This is a genomic window from Kitasatospora sp. NPDC051702 (assembly GCF_040681575.1).
Classification (GTDB): Bacteria; Actinomycetota; Actinomycetes; order Streptomycetales; family Streptomycetaceae; genus Kitasatospora.
Genome location: NZ_JBFAZB010000009.1, coordinates 110,940 through 134,434, shown reverse-complemented (window position 1 = coordinate 134,434; position 23,495 = coordinate 110,940). Strand labels below are relative to the sequence as shown.

The following is a 23,495-nucleotide window of genomic DNA, read 5'->3' as shown; positions in this document are numbered from 1 at the left end:
GGTCCCCGTAGCCGTGTCCCGCCGCTGTGTTGTCGAGCCGTGCTGTGAGTGCAGGTGTCAGTCTTCGCGTAGTTGCACAACTCGGCGGGCGAGTTCGGCAGCTCCGTGAACTCCCCGCCTGGTGTAGAGGCCGAGGGCGGAGTGCAGGGTGTCCAGCTCTGTCTGGTTGCGGCGGGAAGCGACGCCGTCCATGAGGTCGAGGCTCTGGCCCCACAGGCTGGTTGCTTCTTCGTAGCGTCCTTGGGCTGCGACGGCCTTGGCGATGTTGGCGAGGGTGGTGCCGCGGAGGCGGTGGTAGGTGTCGGGGCGGCGATTGTCGAGGGCCGTGCGGTAGTGGCGTTCGGCGGACTTGTTGTCCTTCATTTCGGTCAGGGTGCGGCCGGTGTGGGACGCGACGGTGGCAGCGGCAGGGCCGGCGGCTGCAGCGTAGGTGGGGATGGTGTCGGCGCCGCCCGCGACCATGGCGTCTTCGGACGCGAGGATGAGTTTGGCGGCGGTCGCACCGTCGCTGTTCGCCCCGTGGGCGCGGGCCGCCGTGATCAGTAGCAGCGCCTCGGTTTGCCGGTCGACCTTGCCGCGCGCCCGCTCCACCGCCGCCTGGGCCAGGTCAACGCAGCCGGCAGGCTGTTTCAGGTCGAGGGCCTGGTGGACGAGGGCACGCATCGTCCATGCCACGTGTCCGGTGGGGTCGCCTTCGCAGGCGAACTGGTAGGCGAGCAGGTAGAACTTCTGCGCGGCTCCTTCCCACCCGCCATCGTGGCACTTCCAGCCGATCAGGGTGGCCAGCTCTGCAGCCGCACCGAAGGCGCTCTTGCGGGTCTCTTCGTTGCGGAAGGCGCCAGCGTGGAGCATGGGGGTGACGACGTCGTCGAGGTAAGTGGTGATGGCGGCCAGGCCGTGGCCGCCGCCGTGCCGCTCATCGGCGGTGCGGAACATCTCGGTGAACTGTCGTACGGTCTCGAGTTCGCCGGCGCCGATCCGTCGGCCGGTGGCGACGGCGCGAAGGACCGCTGCGGCGGCCTGGTGGTCGTAGGTGAGCGGGAGCGCGACGGCGGCGGTGGAGAACGCGAGCGCGAGGAAGTCCCGGCGACGGTGCACGATGAGCCTCCTGAGGTCGGCGGCGACGGCCAGCGGGTCGGGGTACATGGCGTCCTCGACCGGGTCGCAGCCTAGGGCGAGTTCGGCCGGCGTCACCTTGCGCTGGAGCTTTCGGCTGAGGGCTTCGGCGAGGTAGCCCGGCGTCCGGCCGGTCGGCGTGCCGCCGGCCACCCAGTAGTGGACGGCCGAACGGGAGGTGCGCAGCGGCTCTCCCGCTTCGGCCGCGACCGTGCGGATCGCCTTGGCGAGCGCTTCGTACGTGCACCCGGACTCTTGGATGACTGCGGCAAGTTGCTGGTTGCGCTGCTGTCGTTCAGTCAATTCAACCTCCCTAGAACGATCTTGAACAGATTGAACGGGGTCGGTGAGCCGCCACCGTACCGCTGCCGGGTGATCCGGCGTTTCACTGGCGGAACCCAACCACACCCCCTCAGGAGGTTCATTCCTCATGGCTGACGTGTCCTCCGATCCGCGGTTGCGGCAGCTGGACGGCGCCACGGTGCTGGTCACCGGTGGCGGCGGCCTGGTCGGCAGCCGCATCGTCGCGCAGCTCGCCGCCGCCGGGGCCAGCTCGCTTGTGCTCGACCGTTTCGATGCCTACCCGCACCCGGTGCGGGACCGGTTCGAGGTGGACCGGCATGCGGCCGAGGTCGTCCTCGGTGACGTGCGGGAGCGGGCCACCGTGAACTGGCTGGCCCGGCGGGCGGACTTCGTGGTCCACGCGGCGGCGTACGCGGACGTCGCGGCGTGCACCCGCAGGCCCGACATCGCGTTCGCTTCCAACGTGCACGGCACGCAGGTCCTGCTGGACGCCGTCGCCGGGGCCGGGGTGAAGCGTCTGGTTCTCGTCTCGTCCGCCTCCGTGTACGGCAACGGCGTCCCGGAGGGGGGGCGGCCCGTCCCGGTTCAGCGAGGACCAACCGCTCGAGCCGATCTCCGTGTACGCCAACACCAAGGTCTGGGCGGAGCACCAGGTGCGGCTGCTGCTCTCCGGCACCGGGACGGAGCATGCGATCGTGCGGTACTTCTCCGTCTACGGCGACCCGCAGGTGCCCAAGCCGCACTCGCACTCGTGGATGGTGCCGTGGATGGCCATGTCCGCCCACACCGGCCGACCGATCCGGCTCAACGGCGGTGGCCGTCAGGTGCGCGACATGGTGCACGTCGAAGACATCGCCCGCGCCACCATCCTCACCCTCGTCACCGACCGGATGACCGGCCGGACGGTCAACGTGGGCACCGGCGTGCCCACGTCGGTCCGGGAGATCGCCGAGCTGATCGCCGACCACTACCCCGGCACGGAGTTCGTCACGACGCCGATGCCCGCGGGAGACCCACGCGGCGGCTACGCCGACACCCGCCGCGCCGCCGATCTGCTCGGCTGGCAGCCCTCGATCTACCTGGCCAACGGCATCAGCCGCTACGTGGCCTGGCTGAAGGCCACTCCCGGGGCCGTCCCGGACTGGTTCACCATCCCCGCCCCTGTCTCGGCCGCGCTGGCCGCCTGAACGAAGGGATCATCCTGATGCGCGTCGTATTGCTCGGCGGAGCCGGCTACCTGGGCACCGCCGCCTCCCACCACCTGGCCGCGCTAGGTCACGACGTCACCGTGGTGGACGGGCTGATTTACCACCGCGGTAACGACCACGCCGTACTGCTGCCCCGCACCGCCCGCTTCGTGCACGGGGACCTGCGCGACGCCGGCGTTCTCTCCCGAGTGAGCGCGGATGCGGACGCCGTGGTGCACCTGGGCGGGATCGTCGGCGAGCCGGCCAGCCAGCTGGACGAGCGGCTGGCGGTCGAGCTCAACTACGCCTCCCCGATGATCGCCGCCGAGGCCGCCACCGCGGCCGGGGTCGGGCACTTTGTGTTCTTCTCCTCGTGCAGTGTCTACGGGCTGCACGAGGGCACCGTGGACGAGGGCACCGAACCGAACCCGCTGGGCATCTACGCCCGTACGAAGGTGCTGGCCGAGCGGCACCTCCCCGATGTGCTGGGCAGCAAGACCGCGCTGACGAGCCTTCGCCTGGCCACGGTGCACGGCGCCTCGCCTCGCCAGCGGCTGGACTCGGTGGTCAACAAGATGGCGGCCCACGCTGCCTCCACCGGCCGTATCCCTCTCAACGGCGGTTCCCAGTGCCGGCCGCTCGTACACGTCGGCGACGTGGCGCGGGTCCTGGCCGGGGTACTGGAGCAGCGGCTGACCGGTGCCTGGAACCTGGGCAGCGACCCGGAGAACCACACCATCGGCGACATCGCCGCCGCGGTGGCCGAGGTCGTGCCCGGCGCGGTGATCGACCGGGGACCTGAGCGGAACGAAGCCGATGCCCGCGACTACCGGGTGAGCTTCGCCCGGATCGAGCGGGCGCTGCCCGGCGCGTGCGCCACGACGCTCAAGGACGGGGTGCGGGAGATCGCCGACCTGGTGCTGACCGGTGCCGTCACCGACCCCGGGCAGGCGCAGTACGACAACCACCGCGGGCTGATCGCCGCCGTCACGTCCGGGAAGGTCGGCCGCCTGGACAGCGCCGGCTGCCGTCGCTACGGCGCCAAGTACACCAGTGCGTGGGGGGCGTCATGACCATCGCCGTGCCGGCCAAGTCGGCCACCAGCAGGCCGTTCCTGCCGTGGAACCGGCCCTTGATCGGCGCGGAGGAGGAAGCGGAGGTCCTGGACGCGCTGCGCTCGGGCTGGCTGACCCACGGGCCGAAGGCAGCCCGCTTCGAGGAAACGGTGCGGAAGGCGCTCGGCGCCGAGGACGCGTTCGCGGTCTCCTCCTGCACCGCGGCCGTGCACCTGGCGCTGCTCGCGGCCGGGATCGGGCCCGGGGACGAGGTGATCACGCCGAGCCTGACGTTCTGCGCGGTGCCAAACACCGTCGTCCAGTGCGGAGCCGCCCCGGTGTTCGCCGACGTCGACCCGGTGACCTTCAACCTCGGCCCCGAGGCGGCCGAGGCGGCGATCACCTCGAGGACGAAGGCGATCGCCGTCATGCACTACGGCGGCCAGCCCTGCGACATGGCCGCGTTCCGCAGGCTGGCCGACGACCACGCGCTGTTGCTGATCGAGGACGCCGCCCATGCGCTGCACGCCTGGCGCGACGGTGCACGGGCCGGCTCCGTCGGCGATCTGGCCGTCTTCTCCTTCTACGCCAACAAGGTCATCACCACCGGCGAAGGCGGCATGCTCGCTGGACGCAGCGACCTCGTCCGGAAGGCGCGGCTGCTGGGCCGGCACGGCATCGACTCCTCCGCCTGGCGGCGGCACGGCAAGCGGCGCACCGCCGACTACGAGGTCACCGTCCCCGGCCTGAAGAGCGTGATGCCGGACATCACGGCGGCGGTCGGCATCCGGCAGTGGGAGAAGCTGGCGGACTTCACCGCAGCCCGGGCCCGGATCGCCGCCGCCTACGACCGGTCCCTGACCGGCCTTCCGGGACTGCGCCTGCCGACCGTCCTCAACACCGTGCGGCACGGCTGGTTCCTGTACCCGGTGCTGATCGACCCGGCCTTCGGCCGTTCCCGGGACACGGTGGCCGAGCTCCTACGGGAGGTGTACGGGATCGGCACCAGCGTGCACTTCGCGCCTGTGCACCGGCTCGCGGCATACCGGCATGTGGAGGCCCATCTGCCAATCACCGAACAGGTGGCCGCCCGGCAGCTGTCCCTGCCGTGCTACCCGGCGATGACCGCCGCGGACGTGCAACGGGTCATCGACGCGATGCACGCCATCTGGGCCTGACCACCCCCTCCGCGGGCCGGCAGTCAGAAGATCGGCGGCCGGCCCAGCTGGGCCATCCGGCGTACCGTGCTCCAACGCATCGGCCGCCGCGGCGGGCACGCCACCCGCACCCCCTCGAAGAAGCCGCCCCACCACGCCTTCAGGCCCTCCATCGGTGGGCGGCGCAGCAGGGTGTAGCCGATCCAGGAGGCGAGGTAGATGGGCACGAGCGGGGCGGGAAGGTGGCGCTTGGCGAGCCAGACGCGGTTGCGGGCGGTCATGCGGTAGTAGGCGGCATGGCGGGCGGGGTCGGTGCGGGGGTGCTGGAGCACCATGTCGGCACGGTAGTCGATGCCCCAGCCGGCGTCCAGGGCGCGCCAGGCGAAGTCGGTCTCCTCGTGGGCGTAGAAGAAGGGCGCGGGGAACAGCCCGACCTGGTCGATGACGGACATGCGGATGGCGTGGCCGCCGCCGAGGAAGGTCGTGACCGGCCCGGACTGCATCGGGTCCGAGGCGCCGAGGCGGGGCACGTGGCGGCGCTGGGTGAATCCGGTCTCGTCGGCGATCCGGAAGGAGACGATGCCCAGCTTGGGGTCCTGCTCGAAGGCCTCCCGGATCAGGCGGAAGGTGTCGGTGCGGGGCAGGAGCCCGTCGTCGTCCAGCACCACCAGCACGTCCGTGCCGCCGAGTTCGCGCAGCCGCTCCACGCCGGCGTTGCGACCTCCAGGGATGCCCTGGTTCTCCGGCAGCTCCACCGCGTCCACCCACTGGGGCAGTTCGGGCAGCTTGATGCCCTGCCCGAGCACCACCGTGCGTACCCCGGTGTCAGCGCCGTCCTGGGCCTGCACCGACTCCAGCAGCGCCGCCAGCTCGGCGGGCCGGTTGCCCATCGTCAACACCACCACGCCCAGCGTGACGCCCATGCGAACCGACCTGACCCTTCGAGGACTCGATGAACTCTCCGACACCCACCGCCGCCCCCCGTCGGCCGCTGCACGAGCTGGCGGCCGCGGGCCACTTGCCCGACCACCAGGTGATGGACCGGCCGACGCTGGCGTGGATCGCCAGCCAGCGGCCGGCCGGTCCGGGTGCGCGGCCCAGACTGCCACACCCCGCGACAGTCCTGGTACCCGATCGGTCCTGGTTCGCCCGCACGGAGACCGCCACCTCCATCCACGGCATCCTGCACGGTGCCCGAGTCGCCGTCCTTGTCCAGCTGCTCGCCGCTGGCCACCGCCTCGCATCCGGCCGCGTGCTCGCGCTCGCCGCGGCAGCAGCCTGCCACGACTGCCGCCGCCTCAACGACCGCACCGACCCCGGCCACGGCCGGCGCGCCGCCGACTGGCTCACCCAGCACGCCGCCAGCCTCCACACCGCGTTCGGCCACACCGCCAGTCCTGAGGCGATCACCACCGTCGCCCTCCACGACCTCCCCCATCACACGTTCACCCCCAGGCAGCAGACCGCCTACCGACGCCACCGGCTGGCCGTCGACCTGCTCAAGGCTGCCGATGCCCTCGACCGCTACCGCCTCCCCGCCACCCGCTGGTGGCCCGCCCTCCACCAGTTGCGCCTCCAGGCCCCCGCCTGGGCACCCGTCCTCGCCCACGAGCTGGTGGTGCTCACCGAACAGGCCCGCCTCGACGGTGCCACCGATACCCACGCCGTCCACCTGGCGCTCCGCGCCCTGTCGACCGAAGAGGAGACGCCCCGTGCACGCTGACTGGGACCTCGCCCACACCGACCTCGACTCCCCCGCCGGCGCCCACCTGCCCCCCGGCCTCGCCACCGCCGCGAACCACTGGCGCCAGCGCCTCCAGCTCACCCCCAACGGGCACCTCCTACGGCCCGACGGCAACGCCATGCTCACCACCCTCGCCTCCGGCCGCCCCCTGCACCTGCTGCACCTGACCCGCTCCCTGGACGTCATCCGCACCAGCGGCCACCTGCTCGCCTCCACCGGCTGCCTCGTCGGCGCGATCTACGGCTCCCCCCTCACCCCGCTGTCCGGCGGCGCGCTGCGCCCGCACAACCTCGGCACCCACCTCCTCGACACCCGGCCCGAGCTGGACAGCAGGCGCGACAGCACCCCCCTGGTCATCGAGATCATCCCCGACCGCCCGACCGAAACCGCAGGCCTGGACTACCTGCGCCTGGGCACCGTGCACCTGCGGGCCTTCGACCGCCACCGCCACGCTCTGACCCCCGCCGAGGACGAACAGGTGGCCCGGTCGGTGGCCGACCGGGTACGCGCAGCCGCGCCGCTACTCGACCTGCTGCTCGACCTCGCCACCGGCCGCACCCGCCCGGAAGCCGGGCACCTCCTCGACCGGCTGGCTTCCGCCGTACCGGTGATGTCCTACCTCGGCTACCTCTACTTCGAAACCGTCGCCGAGTACCTGATGCTCCACTCCACCAGCACCACGACGAAGGCCTACGCCGAACTGGGCGAGATGAACAACCACCTCTACAAGCAGCTCGCCCTCACCGCCGTCGACGGCATGGGCACCCTCTTCGACCTCGGCCGCTTCCACCCCGGCCACCGTCGGCTGCTCCAGCTCGTCGACAGCATCGAGCCGGGGCTGTCCGAGGCCGCCGCCGGCTTCATCCGCGACCGCCTCTCCCACCGCTTCACAGCCACCGCCTTCGCACCGACCGCTGACGCCTCCGCGTTCTCCTTCACCGCGGCGAGCGCCGACGAGCTGCGGGCGTCGGCCACCCCGCTGCTCGGCCAGCTCCTGTTCCGCGAGGTCCGCCTCCTGGACCGGTACCCGCAGCTGTACCACCTCTTCGAACAGCAGAAGGCAGCGGAGGCGTGGACGTACTGGAACCACCAGGGCATCGCCGTGCCCTTCAACAGCTCCTGCGGGCCGAAAGGAGAGGTCGGCGTGAACCCCGCCGCCCCGCTGGCCCAGGTGACTGTCTGGACGGCCGAGCAGTGCCCCCACGGCCTCCTCCACCCCACCGAACAGGTGGCAGCCGTGCCGGCCCCGCGGCTGGTCCCCTGGCTCGTCGCCCACCTGCGCGACAGGACGGAGGAGGGGCGGTGGAACAACCGGTCGTCGGCTCAGGCGTAAGCGGCCCAGCCCTGATTGTCCTACGGGTGACTCCGCTTCAGGGAGGACGTCGACCTGAGGGCCAGCTGCGCAACCCCGGAGGCCGTGCTGTCCCCCATCGAGGACCAGTCAGATGTCGTCGAGATCGTTGATCACGCACCCCCGGTGGCAGGGGCACTGACGGAGCCGCTCCGGGAGGGCGTGGAGACGGCCGGGAAAAATTCTTCGGATCCGTCTGCAACCCCGGCGGGGGCCGCGCGTCTGTATCAGTGAGAGGCACGGAAGGGGGCCACCTTCCGGAGGCGGCGGACCTCGTCCGACCGCGAGCCGGTCTCCGTGGGCCGACAGGCGCACGGGCCGTTGCCGCCCCTCGCCCGCTTCGCTCCACTCGCCGTCCCGGTCGCAGTCGTACGCGCATCCGCTCCGGACGCCGCCCGCTGTACCTGGCATGCCCACATCACATTTCCCAGGGGGGGGAACCATGTCCGCCAACACCCGCTCCCGGCGTCTCGTCGCCGCCGCCGCGCTGGGGGTCGCCGCACTCGGCGGCTCGCTCGCCGTCCCCGCCCAGGCCGCCTCCGCCCAGGGCGCGCCCCACGGAACCCTGGCCGTCCAGGCACCGGCCACGGTCGGCCTCGCCGGGCAGCCGGTCGCGTTCACCGAGACCGTGACCAACACCGGCACCGAGACCACCACCTACACGCTCGTCCTGCAGACCGAGACCGAGCCGGGCACGCCGCGCCAGCACGCCATCACGATCGACTACGAGGACCCGGCGAACGGCACCTGGAAGTCGGTGCCGCTGGACTTCTACGACGGGGAGACCGACGTCACCTACAACGGCACGATCAACGGCATCACGGTCGCGCCCGGAAGGAGCGTGAAGCTGGACATGCGCATCGGCGCCCCGATGGGCATGCCGCACGACGGCGCCGGCAACGGCGGATTCCGCTCCATCACCCTGGGCTCGCGCCTCACCGAGCCGGGATCGTGGCCCAGGCTGGACGAGCGGTTCGCGAAGATCGGCGTCGACTCCGTCAGCACCTCGCTGGCGCACCTGCCCGCCACGGCGGTCGCCGGCGGCGAGCCGATCGAGTTCGACGCCGTGCTGACCAACCCCACCCCGTCCGCCTACGCCAACCTCGGCAACGTGCTCTTCACCGACCCGCACGCCACCGTCCAGGTGCGCACCGCGGACGGCCGCTGGACCACGCTGAAGAAGGTCTCCGACGCCGACCCGGACGGCAAGCCCGGCGTCTACCTGCAGGGCCGCGACTCCTCGATCGGCGCCCACAAGACCACGGTGACCCGGGTCCGGGTGTCCTACGACGCCACCACGCCGCTCGGGGCGACCAAGATCAACCCGTGCGTCTTCGTCAACGAGAGCACCCCGTTCCACGGGACCACCATGTGCGCCCAGGGCGGCACCGTCACGGTCATCGCCCCGGCCAAGGGCTCCGCGACCCCGGGCACGACGGGTGCCTCGGGCAGCGGTACCAAGCAGGGTGCCGGCAGCACCTCCGGCACCGCGGCCGGCGCGGCCGCCAAGCCGGCCACGGACACCGCGCCCGTCGCCGCGCCCGCCACCGACACCGCTCCGGTCGCCCCCGCCACCGCGCCCGCCCCGACTGCGCCGGCCACGCCCGTCGCAGCGGAGCTCGCCGCCACCGGGAGCGAAGCCGGGACCGGCGTCCTCCCGGCGGCCCTCGCCGCGGGGCTCGCGACGCTCGGTGCCGGCGCCGTCCTGCTCGGCCGCCGGCTGCGCCGCCGGACCTGAACCACAGCGCCGGGAGCCGCCCGCCCCGTCGCTTCCCCCGGCCTCGCCCGGGGGAAGCGACGGGGCGGGGTCGTCGAGGCAAGACTGCAGGAGGGCGAATCGGCGGCCGGAGCGCAGGCTTCGGTGGGTTGCAGCGATCCGGGCGGAGCCGGAACACAGTCTGTTGCTGGGCGAGGCGCTGGTCGACGAGGTCGTGCAGCCGCTCGCGAGCGGGCGCCGACGGGGTAGCCGCTGCGGGAGCAGACGTTGACGACAAGGGGCGCCGCTGGCGCAGCGGGCCGGAATCGGCGGGCGTGGCTGGCCGGCAACGCCAGCGGGGCGGCGGCAAGGACATACCGGTGCCCCGCTGGGCCTGCCGCACGACGGGGCGTCAAACGGCGGTTCCGGTCCGTCAATCTGCGCTCCGGGTGGTCGCCCTCGACGGCTCGTGGGCCGCGCAGGCCCACGACACCAGGACGGTGCCGCTCGGCCCGGCCGATGGCCTCCCGGTTCGCCGGACCACCGGCGGCGAAGCGCCTGATGTCGTACCGTTCGAGCAACGCGACCATCCGGCCCCAGGCCTCCCGTACGTCTCCGCCCCGCGCATCGGACTCCCCCCGTGCCTGCGACGACCGTTGAACATGCAGTGGGCCGGTAGGCAGGGTCCGACAGCTGGGCCCAGGGGCGCCGAACGGGCGCGTCGACGTCCGGACCCGCAGATGGACGAGTTTCGCCGGAGCTCTCTCCCGTGGTGCTGACAGCGCCCGGCCCGTGCGGTATGCCCCTACAGAGCGCTACGGGGACACGTCGGGGGGAAGAACGATGGCGGGTGCAGTGCGGTTGACGGTGATGGGGGCGGTCCTGCTCCTGGGGGGCCTGCTCTGGGGCGCCATGCCGGTCGAGGCGAGGGGCGGGGACTGCGGGTCGCTCTGGTCCCACAGCAGGATCCACACGATCATGACCAGGGGCGAGAACAGCATGACCATCACCAGCACGCCGGAGCCGGTGGAGTGCCCCGATGCACGCGAGCACCGGAACGTCCTGGTGATCCTGGTGATCATCGTGGGTGCGGCGGCCCTGGCCGCCGGTGTCGCCGAGACGGTCGGCAAGCTGCTCCTGCGGAGCGGCTCCGCGCACCGGAGGACACCACCGGGCCTTCGGAGCGCCCCGAACCCTCCGGCGGCCCCGCCCCTCGACACCGCACCCTTCGACCCGAGGGTCCCGAAGCCTCCGAACGGCTAGTACCGCGGTTCTTGTGAACGTCGCAGCTCGTTGTACTGGTCATGGGGCGGGGAGATCTGAGCAAGGACGGTGGGAGCCGCTCTGACGGTATCCGGGAGGGGATCCTGACCTCCCTGCAGGCCGAGGCCGACGCCCAGGGTCGTCTCGACCGGAGAGCCTGGCGAGCGTGTACTCCGCATCGTGCCGGCGACGAGGGGGACGAGGGTCAGGACGCTCCGATCCGGCGGGCCACCGCTCCCGGCCTCCCAGGGCGCCCGGTCGTGTGCCAGGGCCATCGTGCGCCACCTCCACACTGGGTCGCACTCGAAGGAGTCGCCCGACACATCGGTCTGCCCAACCTCCAGCCCGGCGAACTCACCTGAACGCCCGGCGCAAGCACGCCAGTGGCCCGGGGCGCGCCCGCTCCGCCGACCGCGGGCGACCCGGCTTCCGGACCGCCCGAGGCGACCCAGCGCGCCCGACGCAGCTCAGGGGAGCCCCGGTGCTGGTCGGCGCCGACGCCCCGGCTCCGCACTCGTGGCCGCCGGCCGACAGTACCCAAAAGGTAGCAATGGCCCTTGCGGGTAACCACGACCTCTCCCATAGCGTCCGTCGTGCCCAACACGCCGGAGCGGTCCAGGTCGGCCGGCAGTCAGCCTGCGGAAGGAACTCTTGCCATGTCCGGCCGAACGCGCCCGTGTCCCTTGACCGTCGGCTCGATCGCCCTGTCGTTCCACCGGGGCACCGCGGCACTCGTCCGCCGGGTCCTGGAAGCGCACGGACACCCGGTCTCGGTGGTGGAGGCGCCCCATGAGGAGCTCTTCCGCCGTCAGTCCGCCGGAGAGATCGACATCCTGGTGTCCGCCTGGCTGCCGTCGAGCCACGATGAGTACCTGGCAGGACACCGGGACGAGGTCACCGTGCTCGCCCCGCACTACGAGCCGTACTGCCTCTGGGCGGTACCCCCCTACGTCCCCGCCGCCGAGGTCGCAGAGGTCGGCGACCTCGCCCGCCCCGAGGTGGCCGAGCGGATGACACGCGTGATCGACGGCGTCAACCCGGGAGCCGGCATCAGCCGCTTCTCGGCCCGCATGGTGGCGGACTACGGCCTCGACCGGGCCGGTTACCGCTTCACCCCCGGCGACGAAGCGGGCTTCGTCGCCAGGGTCGAACGCGGGCTCGCCCGGCACGAATGGTTCGTCATCCCGCTCTGGCGGCCCCAGTACCTCAACCGCCTCCACGGGCTGCGGCCGCTGACGGAGCCGAAGGGCCTGCTGGGCACCGTCGACGCGGCCAGTCCGGTGGTTCGGAACGAGGCGATCGAGCGGATCCGCCCGGAGGCACTCGCCCGGCTCGCGGCACTCGAGCCGGGCAACGAGGGTGTCGAAGAACTGGACGTCCTGATCAACGTCGCCGGCCTCACGCCGCTGCAGGCAGCCGACCGCTACCTCGCGGGCCGTCCGCACCTGCTTCCCCGCATCCACCCGGGCGACTGACAGCCGAGGCGAAAGTCAGGGCTTGACCAGGACGATCTCGGTGTCTGCCTGGGCGGTGAGGTGCCCGGTCCGAATCGCGTCCGCCGGGAGCTCGAAGACGATCACGAGTCCGTCGCGTTCGTTCCCCTGTTCGCCGACGCGTGTGAACCCGAAGCCCGCGACGGTGGCCAGGGAGGCGGTGTTGTCAGGGCTGATCCTGGCCCGTACGGTCCTGATGCCGGGTTCGGCGGCGGCCCTGAGGAGCAGCGCCGCCAGCATGGCGCGGGCGTAGCCCTGGCGGCGGTGCGCCGGTACGACGGTGAAGCCGACCTCGACCGTGCCGTCCTCGTCCGGCGGCCTGTGGAACCCGGCGTCGCCGACCACGACCCCGTCCGGCTCGGACACGACGGCCCGCGTGATCCAGGGCGCGGCCGACGGCTCCCGGGCGAGCTGGGAGGCACGGTAGCCGAAGATCCAACGAGCCCGGTCACCGACGAAATGCGGATCGAGGGCGACACCGGCCTCGGCACTGCCGCCCGCGAGGTCGCCGTCGGCGAGCGCCCGCAGCGCCTTCGCACCGAGTTCGACGAAGGACACGCCTGGGGACGGGACGGGATTCGCTGTTCACCGCGGAGATGCCCGTCCAACGGATGAAGGCCTGTCCACTGCTTTACGACGCCGGTGGACAGGGCGATCGTCCCGGTCGGGGACCACGGCCCCCGAAGTCCGCCCGCACCCTCGAGTCCACCTTCGGCCCCGGAACCGCCGGCCCTCACACGGAGGCGAGGCAGCCGTGCCACCCGGGCAGTTAAGGCGTGCCGCCCTGCTGGCGGCCCATCCAGTCGATGATGGCCTGCTCGGTGCGGGCGAGCGCGTCGGTGGGGCTGAACTGCAGCAGCTCCGTCCCCGCGTCGACGTACGGCCGGTGGCCCGGCGGCTGGTAGAACGCGTCGCCGGCCTCGTACACCTCCTCGTGGTCGGTGAAGACGAAGCGCATGCGCCCGGCGATGACGTAGCCCCAGTGCGGGCAGTGGCACTGCCCGTCGGGCAGCGACTGAAGCGGCCCGTCCAGGTCCGCGTCCGCCGCGAAGGAGACGAATTCGACGGTGTAGCCGTTCATCTCCTCGCGGCGGTCGGTCACCGGACCGAACTCCTGGACGTTCGTCGCGGACTGCTTGGATACCTTCGGCATCGCTCGACTCCTCTCCGTGACGGCCCCCGAGACTTCCCGTCGTTTCGAGTCGACCACTCCGTACGACCGGGTGCATCCGGGCGGTGGGGCAGGCGGTGTCGGACGCTCGCCGCCGGGGTGGCCGCGGGCGGCGGCGTGGTGCGCTGGTCCCGAGGGGGCGCCGGAAGCCGGTTGCCGGCCTCGTCGACGGCCTTGGGCTGCCGGGTCTTGAGGTGGTCCGGAGGCCGTCGCGCGGTGGCTGGTCAGCGGGCGATCGAGATCGCGAAGGGCGTGAACCCGCTGGCGCGGATGACGTGCGGCACGAACAGGATCGCGGCTTCCGTGGCGCGGGCGGTGTGGATGCCGCCGAGATCGGTGATCCACTCCTCGTGCCAGCCGAGGTCGGCGAGCAGGTCGCGGACGGTCTGCTTGGCCTGCGGGTCCTCGCCGGACAGGAACGCGGTCGGCGGCTCGGTGAGGGTGGCCGGCGCGGTCATCACCGGGAAGAGCATGGTGTTGAGGGTCTTGACGACGCGCGTCTGCGGGAGAGCCTCCTGGAGTTGCTCGGCCAGGCTGGAGCCGGGGTAGATCAGGTCGGCGGGCAGTCCGTCCGGTCCGTCGACGGTGGCGTTGGAGACGTCGACGAGGATCTTGCCGCGCAGCTCTTCGCGCAGGGCGGCGAGCCGTTCCAGCGAGCCGGCGCCCGGGGTGGCGTTGATGACGACCTCGGCCGTCCGGGCGGCAGCGGCGGCGGCGCCCGGTGCGCGGTCCACCGCGCTCACCTCGTGCCCCGCCCGGGTGAGGGCGGCGGCCAGGTTGCCGCCGACGCGGCCGTTCCCGAGGACTGCGATCGTGGTCATGGTGGTCAGGTCCTTTTCGTTGCGGATGGGTTGTGGCCGCGGGTCGTGGCCGTGAGCGGTGGCAGTGGGTTGTGGCCGCGGGTGGTGATGTGCGGTCAGCGGGAGAGCGTGGCGACGGCCGCGGCGTGGACACCGGGCGTGGCGGCCAGGAAGCTCGCGCTCTGCGGGGTCCAGGGGCGGCCCTGGGCGTCGGAGACCGTCCCGCCGGCCTCGGTGACGAGCAGCGCGCCGGGCAGCAGGTCCGCGCGGGCGCCGGCGAACTGCCAGAAGGCGTCCATCCGGCCGGCGGCCACGTTCACCAGGTGCAGCGTCGCGGGCACGGCGGTGCGCACCACGAGCGCGTCGGAGAGCATCGCGGTGATCGAGGAGCCGACCCGGCGCACGACCGCCTCGTCCTCGTCCGGTCGGGCCTGGCTGGTGGCCACGATGCCCAGGCCCAGGTCCTCGGTCGGGGAGACGCGCAGCGGCCGCCCGTCGAGGTGGGCGCCCGCGCCGGCGAGCGCGGTGTAGGTCTCGCCGGTCAGCGGGAGGTGGACGACGGTGAGCACCGGCTGGTTGTCGTGCACCAGGGTGGCGGTGACCGCCCACTCCGGCAGGGCGTGCAGGTGGTTGACGTTGCCCTCGGCCGGGTCCACCACCCACCACTCGCCGGCCGGCAGCGCCCCGCCGTCCAGCTCGTCCTCCACCCAGCCCGCGCCCGGGCGCAGTTCGGTGAGGGCGGGGCGCAGGATGGCGAGGGCCGCGTCGTCGTTGGCGGCGAGTGCGGCCATCAGCTCCTCGCGGGTCCGGTAGGGGACCACGTCGCCGAAGCGCTCGCGCAGCGCCGCACCGGCCGCGCGCACCGCGTCCGTGGTCCGGGCGAGCAGATCGGCGGCGGAGAGCGTGGCGCCGGAGAGGTCGGCGGCGGTGGCCTGAGGCATTGCGGACATGGCGGTACTCCCGTGCGAGAAGGGGTGGTTGAGGCCGGTCCAGCCGCGTCGTGCGGTGCGTCCTGCGCTCTGGTGACGAAGGTATCCAGGCCCGACGTTACCTTCAAGTGCATGTCAAGCACGGGAAGGATGACTCCCATGCAACTGAACGGGCACTGCTCGCCGCCCTCGACCGCTCCTCGCCCCCTCCCGGCGGATCGGCTCGCGCCGCTCGCCGAGCCCGGCGTGGGCGTAGGCGGGTCGGCTCGCTTCCAGCCGGACGCCACTGGCCGATCCCGCGGGTCGCGGGGTCGGTCGCCAGCGCCGCCGCCTCCCGCAACGACCGGGCGCCGCGGCACCGCCCACCCGCGAACACCCGCGAACACCCTTGCCCGGCACCGGTGTCGGGGACGCCCGGCCCGCGCCCACACCCGCTGCCGTCGGCCGGGCCGGGCCGGACCGGACCGGGCCGGACCGGACGCACTACGCCGCTGCGGTGATCCTGACACCCGGCACGACGGCGCCTCCCCCGCCACGGCCGGACGATTCGCATACTGACCGGGATCCGTCCACCGGAAAGGACCCGTGCAATGCGAAGAGGACCCGGATCGGCAGCCGCCGCCGCGTTCGCCCTGACCACCGCCCTGACCGCCGTGCTGACCACCGCGCCGGCGGCGGGCGCCGCCACCGTCGACACGTGCGGGGGTTCCGTCGGCGACTACGTCGGCGCGGCCGGCCTCGACGCACCGTTCACCGGTGCCGCCTCCGCCAACGGCAACGACCGCACCATGACCGTCACCCCGGTCGTCGCGGGTGCCAACACCTTCAAGACCGAGATCGCCACCGGCCCCAGCGACTCCCGGTACGCCATCGGCTCCTTCGAGATCAGGGTCGACACGAGCGGCCGCGGCCAGATCCGCTTCGTCTCCTACGCCGGTCACGCGATCGGCGACAGCGTCGTCTGCGCGGACGGCGGGACCCGCGTCACGAAGATCAGCGGCGAGGTCCGCGTCCAGGACGTCACCAAGCGCATCCCGTTCACCGTCAGCCGTGTCTGATCCGGCCCGTCCGCCAGCGACGGCGCGGTGCCACCGGTGACCCCGCCGACCCCGCCACGGGCCGCCGCGGCGCCGACCGGCCGGCAGGAGGCGTCCGGGGCCTGCCCGCCGCCACCGCGCCGGCCCGCGGCCCGCTGCCCGCACGGCCGCGAGCCCGCCCACCTGCTGGGCGACAGCGTCGCCGGGTACGAGCCGCTGCGGCTGCTGCGCCGCCGGGGCTGCCAGAACGTCTTCCGGGCCACGGCCCCCGACGGCGGGGACGTCGCGCTCAAGACCACCTGCCGCGACGCCCCGGCCGACGTACTCGCCCGCGCCCGCAACGAGGTCCACGGCCTGCGGGCCGCCGCCGCGCACCCGGACACCGCCGGCCTCCTCGGCGAAGGCGTCCACCACGACCTGCACTACCTCGCCTCCACCTGGCAGAGGGGGCTGACCCTCCACCAACTGCTGCCCCACCTCGACCGCTCCATGGCCGCGTGGTCCGCCGACAGCGCCGAGCTGTTCACCCACCTCGCCCTGGCCCTGGGCCACGCCGTCGAAGGACTCCACCACCACGGCGTCGTCCACGCCGACCTCAGCCCCCGCAACATCGTCCTCGACCACGGCCGCACCCTCACGCTCATCGACCTCGACAGCTGCGTACGCGACGGCGACCCCGCCGGCGCCGCGCTGAACCGCTGTGCCACCACCGCCTACGCCGCACCCGAGTGCCTCGCGCCCCGCCCGCGCCCCGCGCCCACCAGGGCCGCCGACCAGTACAGCGCGGCCGCGATCCTCCACCGCGTCCTCCGGCAACACCCCCACCAGCCCGCCGCCGACAGCCGGGCCCGCACCCGGGAGCACCGGCTCACCCGTCCCGTCCGGCCCCTCACCGGCTGGCCCGACACCGTCTGGCCCGGCCTCCGGGAAACCCTCCGGCAGGCCCTCGCCCCCGACCCCGACGCCCGCCACCCCACCACCGGCCACTTCACCGACCGCCTACGCCGCGCCCTGACCCTCACCCTTCCCGGAGAACACCCATGAACCAGCCAGCCCGCCGATCCTTCCTCCTCGCCACCGCGGCACTGCTCCTCGCTCCCGCCTCCACCGCCGCCGCCGCGGCCACCACGACGGGGACGGGCGCCCGAAGCGGGGCAGCGGGCACAGGGGGCACGAACGACGAACGCGCCCGCACGGAGGGCGACGGGCACCCCGATCCGCACCGGGGTGTCACGCTCGAGGACGACTCGTCCAGCAGCTCCTCCAGCTCCGAGGAGATCGTCATCATCGACCATTCCTCGTCCAGCAGTTCCTCCAGCTCCGAGGAGATCGTCGTCGTCGTCGAGGAGCCCTAGTCCGGCAGTCCTTCCCGCCCCTGGAGGGAGAAGAAGTGGTGCTGTACGCCCTCACGACCTCGCGCGCTTCAGAGAGCACGTTCATGGTCTCCACGCAGTCCCGCTGGTCCCGGTGTTCCGGAGCCTCGATTCTCCCAGTCCACGGGGTGCACGTCACCGGACCGGGAGCCGGACGCTTCGCCCCCGCTGTCGGGTCGGGCCCACCGTTTCGGGCGACGGCCACCCAGTCCGCGCGGCGAGGCCGAGCCCCCCAGGTGGCCGGGCTCCCGGGCGGCCGTCACCGCACGCAGAGCCGGTCAAGGGCCTCGCGGCTCTCCTCGTCCGCGGCTCGGTAGACCAGCAGGCGCAGTTCCGGGTCCTGGAGCGGCAGCAGGACGTCGAAGTCGACGGTGATCGCACCGACGACCGGATGCCGCAGCGACTTCCGGCCGCGTCCGTTGACGCTGACCTCCCGCTCGGCCCACAAGCGGGCGAAGCCCTCGTCCTGTGCGGCGAACTCGGCGATGAGGCCGGACAGTTCCCGGTCCTGCGGGTGCGCGGCCCATGCCGCGCGCAGGTGGGCGATCCCGTCCCGCAGCACCTGCTCCCGGTCGGTGTAGAAGCCGCGCATCTCCGGGTGCAGCAGGCACAGCCACATCGCGTTGCGCCGTGCGGGCGGCACGGCCTCGAAGCCCGGTAGCAGGCGGGCCATTTCGGGGTTCCAGGCGAGGATGTCGTAGCGGTAGTCCAGCAGCATGGCCGGCAGCGGCGAGAGGTCGCCGACCAGGCGGGCCAGCGACGGGGCCACACCGGCGTCCGGACCGCCGGTGGTGCCGGGACGGCGGCGTCCGGCCAGGTCGAACAGGTAGTCGCGTTCGCCCGGGTCCAGGCACAGGGCCCGGGCCAGCGCCGCCAGAACCTCTGCCGAGGGCCGCAGCCCGCGGCCCTGCTCCAGCCGGACCACGTAGTCGGTACTGACCCCGGCCAGTTCGGCGACCTCCTCCCGGCGCAGTCCGGGCGTGCGCCGGGCCCGCCGGTGCGAGGGCAGGCCCAGCCGCTCCGGGTCCAGCCGTTCGCGCCTGCTTCGCAGGAAGGCCGCCAGTTCGACGGTGGTGTCCACGGTGCGTGTCGTCATGACCGGTCCAACCGCCAGGGTGGGACCGGCCTTCCCAGGAACGTCCCTCCCTTATCAGGGGTCGGCCGCCGCCGCAGACTCGGTCCCGGCAACGGAACACGAACACACGCGAGCACAGGAGAGCCTGATGGCACTGGCCCTGGACGACTACCGACTGCTGGGCCGCTCGGGACTGCGGGTCTCACCGCTGGCCCTGGGCACCGCGACCTTCGGCACCGAATGGGGGTGGGGCGCCGAACGGGCCGAGGCCCGCAAGCTGTTCGACCGCTACGTCGGGCTCGGCGGCAACCTCCTCGACACCGCCGACACCTACACCGACGGAAGCTCCGAGCGCCTGCTGGGCGAGTTCGCCCGCGAGGAGCGCGAACGCCTGGTGCTGGCGACCAAGTACTCGACCCTGCGCCGCCCCGGCGACCCCAACTCCGGGGGCGGGCACCGCAAGGCGCTGTCCGGCTCGGTGGAGGGCAGCCTGCGGCGGCTCGGCACCGACTACCTCGACCTGCTGTACCTGCACGTCTGGGACTTCCGGACCTCGGTGGAGGAGGTGCTGCGCGGCCTGGACGACCTGGTCCGGCAGGGCAAGGTGCTGTACGTGGCGATCTCCAACACCCCGGCCTGGCAGGTGTCCCGGATGCAGGCGATCGCCGACCTGCGCGGCTGGTCGCCACTGGTCGCGCTGCAGGTCGAGTACAGCCTGATCGAACGCACCGCGGAGCGCGACCTGATCCCGATGGCCCGGGAGCTGGGCCTGGGCGTGGTCCCGTACTCACCGCTCGGCGGCGGGGTGCTCAGCGGCAAATACGGTCGGGAGGACGTGGGCGCGACGGGTGCCGGCCCCGACGGGAGCACCCGCCGGAGCCACAACCTAGCCCTGGGCACCCTCACCGAACGCAGCCTCGGCGTGGCCGAGGTGGTCCGGGAGGTGGCCGGCGAGCTGGGGCGCACCCCGGCCCAGGTGGCGCTGGCCTGGACGCTGCGGAAGCCGGGCGTGACGAGCACGCTGCTCGGCGCACGCACCCCCGCCCAGCTGGAGGACAACCTGGGCGCCCTGGCGGTCGAGCTGACGGACGCCCAGCTGGGCCGGCTCGACGCGGCGGGCGCGATCGCCCTCGGCCAGCCGCACGAGCTGCTGACGAGCGAGCCCATCCGCCGGGTGACCACCGGCGACCTGCGGATCGAGACCCGCAGCTGACGGCCGGCCGTCAGCTGCGGGAACCGGGGTCCGGATCCGCGGTCAGGGACCGGGGCCGGGCCCGCGGTCGGGAGCAGCCGTCGGTTCACCGTCCGGGCGAACCGCGTCCGGCTGGCTTCCGTCGTCGGACTCCGTCGAAGGGGCCTGCCGACCACATCGTCATCGTCGGGTTCGCGCGTGACCCGTACCCGGCACGGGCCGGCGGAGCCGCCGGCCTGTGCCGGGTGGCGCTCGGCCTCCACGTCAAGCCCCACTACTCCCGCGCCCCCGCCGCCTCGATCGACCGCCCGCGGGTGACGCGCCAGGCGGCGAGCACGGCCGCGGTCACCGCGACCGCGGCGCACAGGACCACCACCTGCGCGAGCGGTGCCCACGGGACGGTGGCCGCGAACCCGCCCACCAGGCGGTGCAGCGCGGTCGCCTGGGTGGCCGCGACCGCCGCGCCGGCCACGGCGGCGAGCAGGGTGCCCACCAGCACGGCGAGCAGGGACTCCGCCGCGATCAGCCGCAGGGTCTGGGCCCTGGTCGCCCCGGCGAGGTTGAGTGCCGCGAGTTCGCGCCGCCGGCCGGCCGCGGCCATGACCAGGGTGTTGGCTACCGAGAGCAGCGAGTAGCCGACCGAGATCCCGAGCACGACCACGCTCGCGTTCCGCGACTGCGCGCGCTGCTTGGCCGCCGAGCGGTCGAAGTAGAGGTCGGCTGGTCCGACCGCGGCGTCCAGGCCGTCGAGCGCCGTCCGGGCCGTTGCCGCGTCGGCGGGCGTGTCGAGCCAGGCCAGCGCGGGCAGTGCGCCCGCCGTGTGTGCCGCCGAGAGGTAGGTGTCGTCGCCGTTGAGACCGGTCCGGACCACCGCCGCGATGCGCAGTGCGGTCCGTGACCCGTCCGGGAGCCAGCAGGTGACGGTCTGCCCCGGTGACAGGTCGTCACTGCGGGCGGTGTGCTCGTCGACCACCAGGAAGTCGTCGCCGAGCCCGGTCAGTGAGCCGGCGACCACGGTCGGCTTCAGCACCGAGCCGAGTGCGTCGGGCCGGACGGCCTTTCCGCTGAGCGAGTCCAGGACGGTGCCGTCGGCGCCGCTGATCTCCAGCCGGGTGGGGGTGACCGTGGTGGCCCGCAGGTTCGCGAGCGCGGCGGCCGTCGGACGGTCCAGCAGCCCGCCGTCCAGGGGCAGCACCACGGCGGCGGCACGGGTCTGGCTTCGCGCGAGATCGGCGCGGGCCCCGTCGCCGGCGCCCTGCATGCTCATCATGGCCGCGACCAACCCCACGGCCACCACCACGGGGGTGACCGTGGCGGCGGTCCGGCGCCCGGCGTTGAGCGTGTTCTGGCGGACGATCAGCGGACCCGCGCCGAGCCGGGCCAGCGGCCAGGTGGCCAGCCGGGCGACGGGCCGCAGCAGCACGGGCGCGAGCAGGGCAAGACCGCCGACGAAGAGCAGCGGCACGGCGCCGTACTTGCGGGCGTTCACCGCGTACTCGGGTGAGGTCGCAGTGATCGTCCAGCCGGTCGCGACGGCGCCGGCGAACAGGCCCAGGGCCAGTACCCAGCGCAGCGGGGTCATCGCCCGGCTGTTCGCGGCGGAGTCCCGCAGCGCCGCGACCGGGCGTACCCGGGCGGCCCGGACGGCGACGGCGGCGGCGCCCGACAGCGCGGCGGCGACGCCCAGGAGAGCGGCGAGCAGCAGCGCGAGCGGATCGGCGCCGACGTCGAACCATCCGGGTGCGACACCGTGGTGGACCATCCACCCGCGCAGCACGCCGGCGCCCGCCACCCCGAGCAGCGACCCGAGCAGCGACCCGGCCGTGCCGACCAGTCCGGCCTCGGCCAGGACCAGGCCGGCCACCTGGCACGGGGTGGCCCCGGTCAGCCGGAGCAGCGCAAGCTCGCGGCCGCGCTGCTCGATCGAGAAGGCGAAGGTCGCGATCACGATGAAGACCGCGACCGAGACCGCGATTCCACTGGTGGTGGCGGCCATGGCCTGCGCGTTCAGCAGCTGGTCCGCACCGCCGGACGGGTCGGGATCGGCCTGGCGGCGGTCCTGCCCGGTGAGCAGCAGCACGCCGTCGGCTGTCGGCAGGGCGGCTGCCGGGCCGGTGGTCGCCAGTGCGTTGACGGGTGGCGAGATCCGCGCGGCGGCGGCGTCGGTGAAGAAGGCGGCGTGTTCGAACCAGCGCTGCTCGGTGGCGCCGACGACGGTGTAGGCGGAGCGTCCGGCCGCGGTCGCGAGTGGGATCCGGTGGCCGACCAGCTCGGCGCCGCCGGTCAGCACGATCTCGTCGTCCGCCACCGGCGCCCGGCCGGTCGTCAGGTGGTACGGCGTCAAGGCTGCCGATGACCAGCCGTGTCCGACGGCGTCGGACGGGCCGCCCGGGTGGCGGGCCGCAAAGGTGCGGTCGGCGACGACCCCGGCCGGCGCACCGCCCGCCACGGTGGCCGGCAGCCCGGTGGGAAGCCGGGCCGCCTCGCCGCGCGCGTCGGCGGGCACGGCCACGGCCGTGGCGGCCGCGAACCGCTGGGGCGCGGGGTGGGGCGTACCGGCGGTCGCGGCCAGGACGAGCGACATCATCGAGATCAGCCCGGTGCCCAGGACGAGGGCGGCGAACACCCCGGCGAAGGCGGTCCAGCGGCTGCGCAGGTTGGCCATGGCCAGCTTCAGCACGCCGCGGCCTCCTCGAGGTGGTCGCGGCCGGCGCCGCCGGGTTCGTCGTCGGCCGGCTCCAGCGCGGCCATCCGGGCGGCGACCGCCTCGGCCGTCGGGTCCGCCAGCTCGTCCACCACCCGGCCGTCGGCGAGGAAGACCACCCGCCCGGCGTACGAGGCGGCCACCGGGTCGTGGGTCACCATGATGATCGTCTGCCCGTGCTCGGCGACGATCCGGCGCAACAGCGCCAGCACCTCCCGGGAGGTGCGGGAGTCCAGGGCCCCGGTCGGCTCGTCGGCGAAGAGCACCTGAGGGCGGGTGACCAGGGCGCGGGCGATGGCCACGCGCTGCTGCTGGCCGCCCGAGAGCTCGCTCGGCAGGTGCGCGGCTCGCGCGGCCAGGCCCAGTTCGGACAGTACCCGGTCGACGTCGGCGGGCCGGGGCGGCTTCTTGGCCAGCTGGAGCGGCAGCTCGACGTTCTGCCGGGCGGTCAGCGTGGGCAGCAGGTTGAAGGACTGGAAGACGAAGCCGATCCGCTCACGGCGCAGCCTGGTCAGGGCCGTCTCCGACATGCCGCGCGGGTCCACTCCGGCGAGGCGGACCCGGCCCTCGTCCACCTGGTCGAGCCCCGCCGCGCACTGGAGCAGGGTCGACTTTCCGGAGCCGGACGGCCCCATCACCGCGGTGAAGGAGCCGGCCGGGAACTCCAGGGTCACCCCGTCCAGGGCCGCGACCCGGCTCTCACCGCTGCCGTACACCCGCCGGACTCCGGTCAGCGCGACGACCGCGCTGTCTTGCACCATGCTGAACTGCCCCCGAGCTGAATGATCATTGAAAGAGGTGACAGTCATACCAGCTTGGGAGCCGATCGAGGGCTGAGTTCGGGCACGT

The 23,495-nt window shown here is 73.3% G+C and carries 21 protein-coding genes and 1 pseudogene; 13 read left to right on the top strand and 9 right to left on the bottom strand.

Going from position 1 to position 23,495, the window contains the following annotated elements; translation table 11 throughout:
- Positions 1 to 57 precede the first annotated feature (57 nt).
- On the bottom strand, positions 58 to 1,419 hold the full coding sequence (locus AB0N04_RS11055) for a tetratricopeptide repeat protein (RefSeq protein WP_360213479.1): 1,362 nt from the start codon (positions 1,417 to 1,419) through the stop codon (positions 58 to 60).
- Positions 1,420 to 1,546: 127 nt separating this feature from the next.
- Here AB0N04_RS11055 and AB0N04_RS11050 point away from each other — a divergent pair.
- The 4 genes and pseudogenes from AB0N04_RS11050 to AB0N04_RS11035 all read left to right on the top strand — a co-directional run.
- Positions 1,547 to 1,921 (top strand): annotated as a pseudogene (locus tag AB0N04_RS11050) (NAD-dependent epimerase/dehydratase family protein); the annotation flags it as partial.
- A 115-nt stretch (positions 1,922 to 2,036) separates the two neighbouring features.
- The gene (locus tag AB0N04_RS11045) at positions 2,037 to 2,606 is read left to right on the top strand and encodes an NAD-dependent epimerase/dehydratase family protein (protein WP_360213481.1); all 570 of its coding nucleotides are present in this window, start codon (positions 2,037 to 2,039) and stop codon (positions 2,604 to 2,606) included.
- A 17-nt stretch (positions 2,607 to 2,623) separates the two neighbouring features.
- On the top strand, positions 2,624 to 3,679 hold the full coding sequence (locus AB0N04_RS11040) for an NAD(P)-dependent oxidoreductase (protein ID WP_360213497.1): 1,056 nt from the start codon (positions 2,624 to 2,626) through the stop codon (positions 3,677 to 3,679).
- Positions 3,676 to 4,839 (top strand): DegT/DnrJ/EryC1/StrS family aminotransferase, encoded by a 1,164-nt coding sequence (locus AB0N04_RS11035; RefSeq protein ID WP_360213483.1) that lies wholly within the window; start codon positions 3,676 to 3,678, stop codon positions 4,837 to 4,839. Before AB0N04_RS11040 ends, AB0N04_RS11035 begins: the two co-directional genes overlap by 4 nt.
- 23 nt (positions 4,840 to 4,862) lie before the next feature.
- On the opposite strand, the gene AB0N04_RS11030 is transcribed toward AB0N04_RS11035, so the two are convergent.
- A complete protein-coding gene (locus AB0N04_RS11030; RefSeq protein ID WP_360213485.1) occupies positions 4,863 to 5,741 on the bottom strand; it encodes a glycosyltransferase family 2 protein in 879 nt (292 codons plus the stop codon).
- 29 nt (positions 5,742 to 5,770) lie between these two features.
- Between AB0N04_RS11030 and AB0N04_RS11025 the strand changes: the two genes are divergently transcribed.
- From AB0N04_RS11025 to AB0N04_RS11005, 5 genes are all read left to right on the top strand, one after another.
- Complete coding sequence (locus AB0N04_RS11025; RefSeq protein WP_360213487.1) at positions 5,771 to 6,541, top strand: hypothetical protein; 771 nt, start codon at positions 5,771 to 5,773, stop codon at positions 6,539 to 6,541.
- On the top strand, positions 6,531 to 7,895 hold the full coding sequence (locus AB0N04_RS11020) for a hypothetical protein (RefSeq protein WP_360213489.1): 1,365 nt from the start codon (positions 6,531 to 6,533) through the stop codon (positions 7,893 to 7,895). Before AB0N04_RS11025 ends, AB0N04_RS11020 begins: the two co-directional genes overlap by 11 nt.
- A 460-nt stretch (positions 7,896 to 8,355) precedes the next feature.
- Positions 8,356 to 9,651 carry a hypothetical protein gene (locus AB0N04_RS11015; RefSeq protein ID WP_363364004.1) on the top strand — a complete coding sequence of 432 codons (1,296 nt, stop codon included), beginning with the start codon at positions 8,356 to 8,358 and terminating at the stop codon, positions 9,649 to 9,651.
- An 801-nt stretch (positions 9,652 to 10,452) separates the two neighbouring features.
- Positions 10,453 to 10,872, top strand: coding sequence for a hypothetical protein (locus AB0N04_RS11010; protein ID WP_360215460.1), 420 nt, complete (start codon positions 10,453 to 10,455; stop codon positions 10,870 to 10,872).
- Between the two features lie 656 nt (positions 10,873 to 11,528).
- Positions 11,529 to 12,347, top strand: coding sequence for a glycine betaine ABC transporter substrate-binding protein (locus AB0N04_RS11005; protein WP_360215457.1), 819 nt, complete (start codon positions 11,529 to 11,531; stop codon positions 12,345 to 12,347).
- Between the two features lie 15 nt (positions 12,348 to 12,362).
- Here the strand turns inward: AB0N04_RS11005 and AB0N04_RS11000 are convergent, their stop codons facing one another.
- The 4 genes from AB0N04_RS11000 to AB0N04_RS10985 all read right to left on the bottom strand — a co-directional run bounded on the left by AB0N04_RS11000 (position 12,363) and on the right by AB0N04_RS10985 (position 15,277).
- Positions 12,363 to 12,923, bottom strand: a complete 561-nt coding sequence (locus AB0N04_RS11000; protein ID WP_360215454.1) for a GNAT family protein — start codon at positions 12,921 to 12,923, stop codon at positions 12,363 to 12,365.
- A gap of 211 nt (positions 12,924 to 13,134) precedes the next feature.
- Entirely contained in the window at positions 13,135 to 13,518 is a 384-nt protein-coding gene (locus AB0N04_RS10995; RefSeq protein ID WP_360215452.1) for a hypothetical protein, read from the bottom strand.
- A 242-nt stretch (positions 13,519 to 13,760) separates the two neighbouring features.
- Positions 13,761 to 14,357, bottom strand: coding sequence for an NAD(P)-binding domain-containing protein (locus AB0N04_RS10990; RefSeq protein WP_360215449.1), 597 nt, complete (start codon positions 14,355 to 14,357; stop codon positions 13,761 to 13,763).
- Between the two features lie 95 nt (positions 14,358 to 14,452).
- Positions 14,453 to 15,277, bottom strand: a complete 825-nt coding sequence (locus AB0N04_RS10985; RefSeq protein ID WP_360215471.1) for an inositol monophosphatase family protein — start codon at positions 15,275 to 15,277, stop codon at positions 14,453 to 14,455.
- A 578-nt stretch (positions 15,278 to 15,855) separates the two neighbouring features.
- Between AB0N04_RS10985 and AB0N04_RS10980 the strand changes: the two genes are divergently transcribed.
- From AB0N04_RS10980 to AB0N04_RS10970, 3 genes are read left to right on the top strand one after another with little or no spacing between them, the layout of a single operon-like run.
- Positions 15,856 to 16,323 (top strand): hypothetical protein, encoded by a 468-nt coding sequence (locus tag AB0N04_RS10980; RefSeq protein WP_360215446.1) that lies wholly within the window; start codon positions 15,856 to 15,858, stop codon positions 16,321 to 16,323.
- A 36-nt stretch (positions 16,324 to 16,359) separates the two neighbouring features.
- Complete coding sequence (locus tag AB0N04_RS10975; RefSeq protein ID WP_360215443.1) at positions 16,360 to 17,346, top strand: protein kinase; 987 nt, start codon at positions 16,360 to 16,362, stop codon at positions 17,344 to 17,346.
- Positions 17,343 to 17,657, top strand: a complete 315-nt coding sequence (locus AB0N04_RS10970) for a hypothetical protein (protein ID WP_360215440.1) — start codon at positions 17,343 to 17,345, stop codon at positions 17,655 to 17,657. Before AB0N04_RS10975 ends, AB0N04_RS10970 begins: the two co-directional genes overlap by 4 nt.
- Before the next feature lie 277 nt (positions 17,658 to 17,934).
- On the opposite strand, the gene AB0N04_RS10965 is transcribed toward AB0N04_RS10970, so the two are convergent.
- Positions 17,935 to 18,771 (bottom strand): helix-turn-helix transcriptional regulator, encoded by an 837-nt coding sequence (locus AB0N04_RS10965; RefSeq protein ID WP_360215437.1) that lies wholly within the window; start codon positions 18,769 to 18,771, stop codon positions 17,935 to 17,937.
- Between the two features lie 127 nt (positions 18,772 to 18,898).
- Between AB0N04_RS10965 and AB0N04_RS10960 the strand changes: the two genes are divergently transcribed.
- Positions 18,899 to 19,963 (top strand): aldo/keto reductase, encoded by a 1,065-nt coding sequence (locus AB0N04_RS10960; RefSeq protein WP_360215434.1) that lies wholly within the window; start codon positions 18,899 to 18,901, stop codon positions 19,961 to 19,963.
- A gap of 253 nt (positions 19,964 to 20,216) precedes the next feature.
- Here the strand turns inward: AB0N04_RS10960 and AB0N04_RS10955 are convergent, their stop codons facing one another.
- Complete coding sequence (locus tag AB0N04_RS10955) at positions 20,217 to 22,622, bottom strand: FtsX-like permease family protein (RefSeq protein WP_360215431.1); 2,406 nt, start codon at positions 22,620 to 22,622, stop codon at positions 20,217 to 20,219.
- Positions 22,616 to 23,407, bottom strand: coding sequence for an ABC transporter ATP-binding protein (locus tag AB0N04_RS10950; protein ID WP_360215427.1), 792 nt, complete (start codon positions 23,405 to 23,407; stop codon positions 22,616 to 22,618). Before AB0N04_RS10950 ends, AB0N04_RS10955 begins: the two co-directional genes overlap by 7 nt.
- Positions 23,408 to 23,495: the final 88 nt, after the last annotated feature.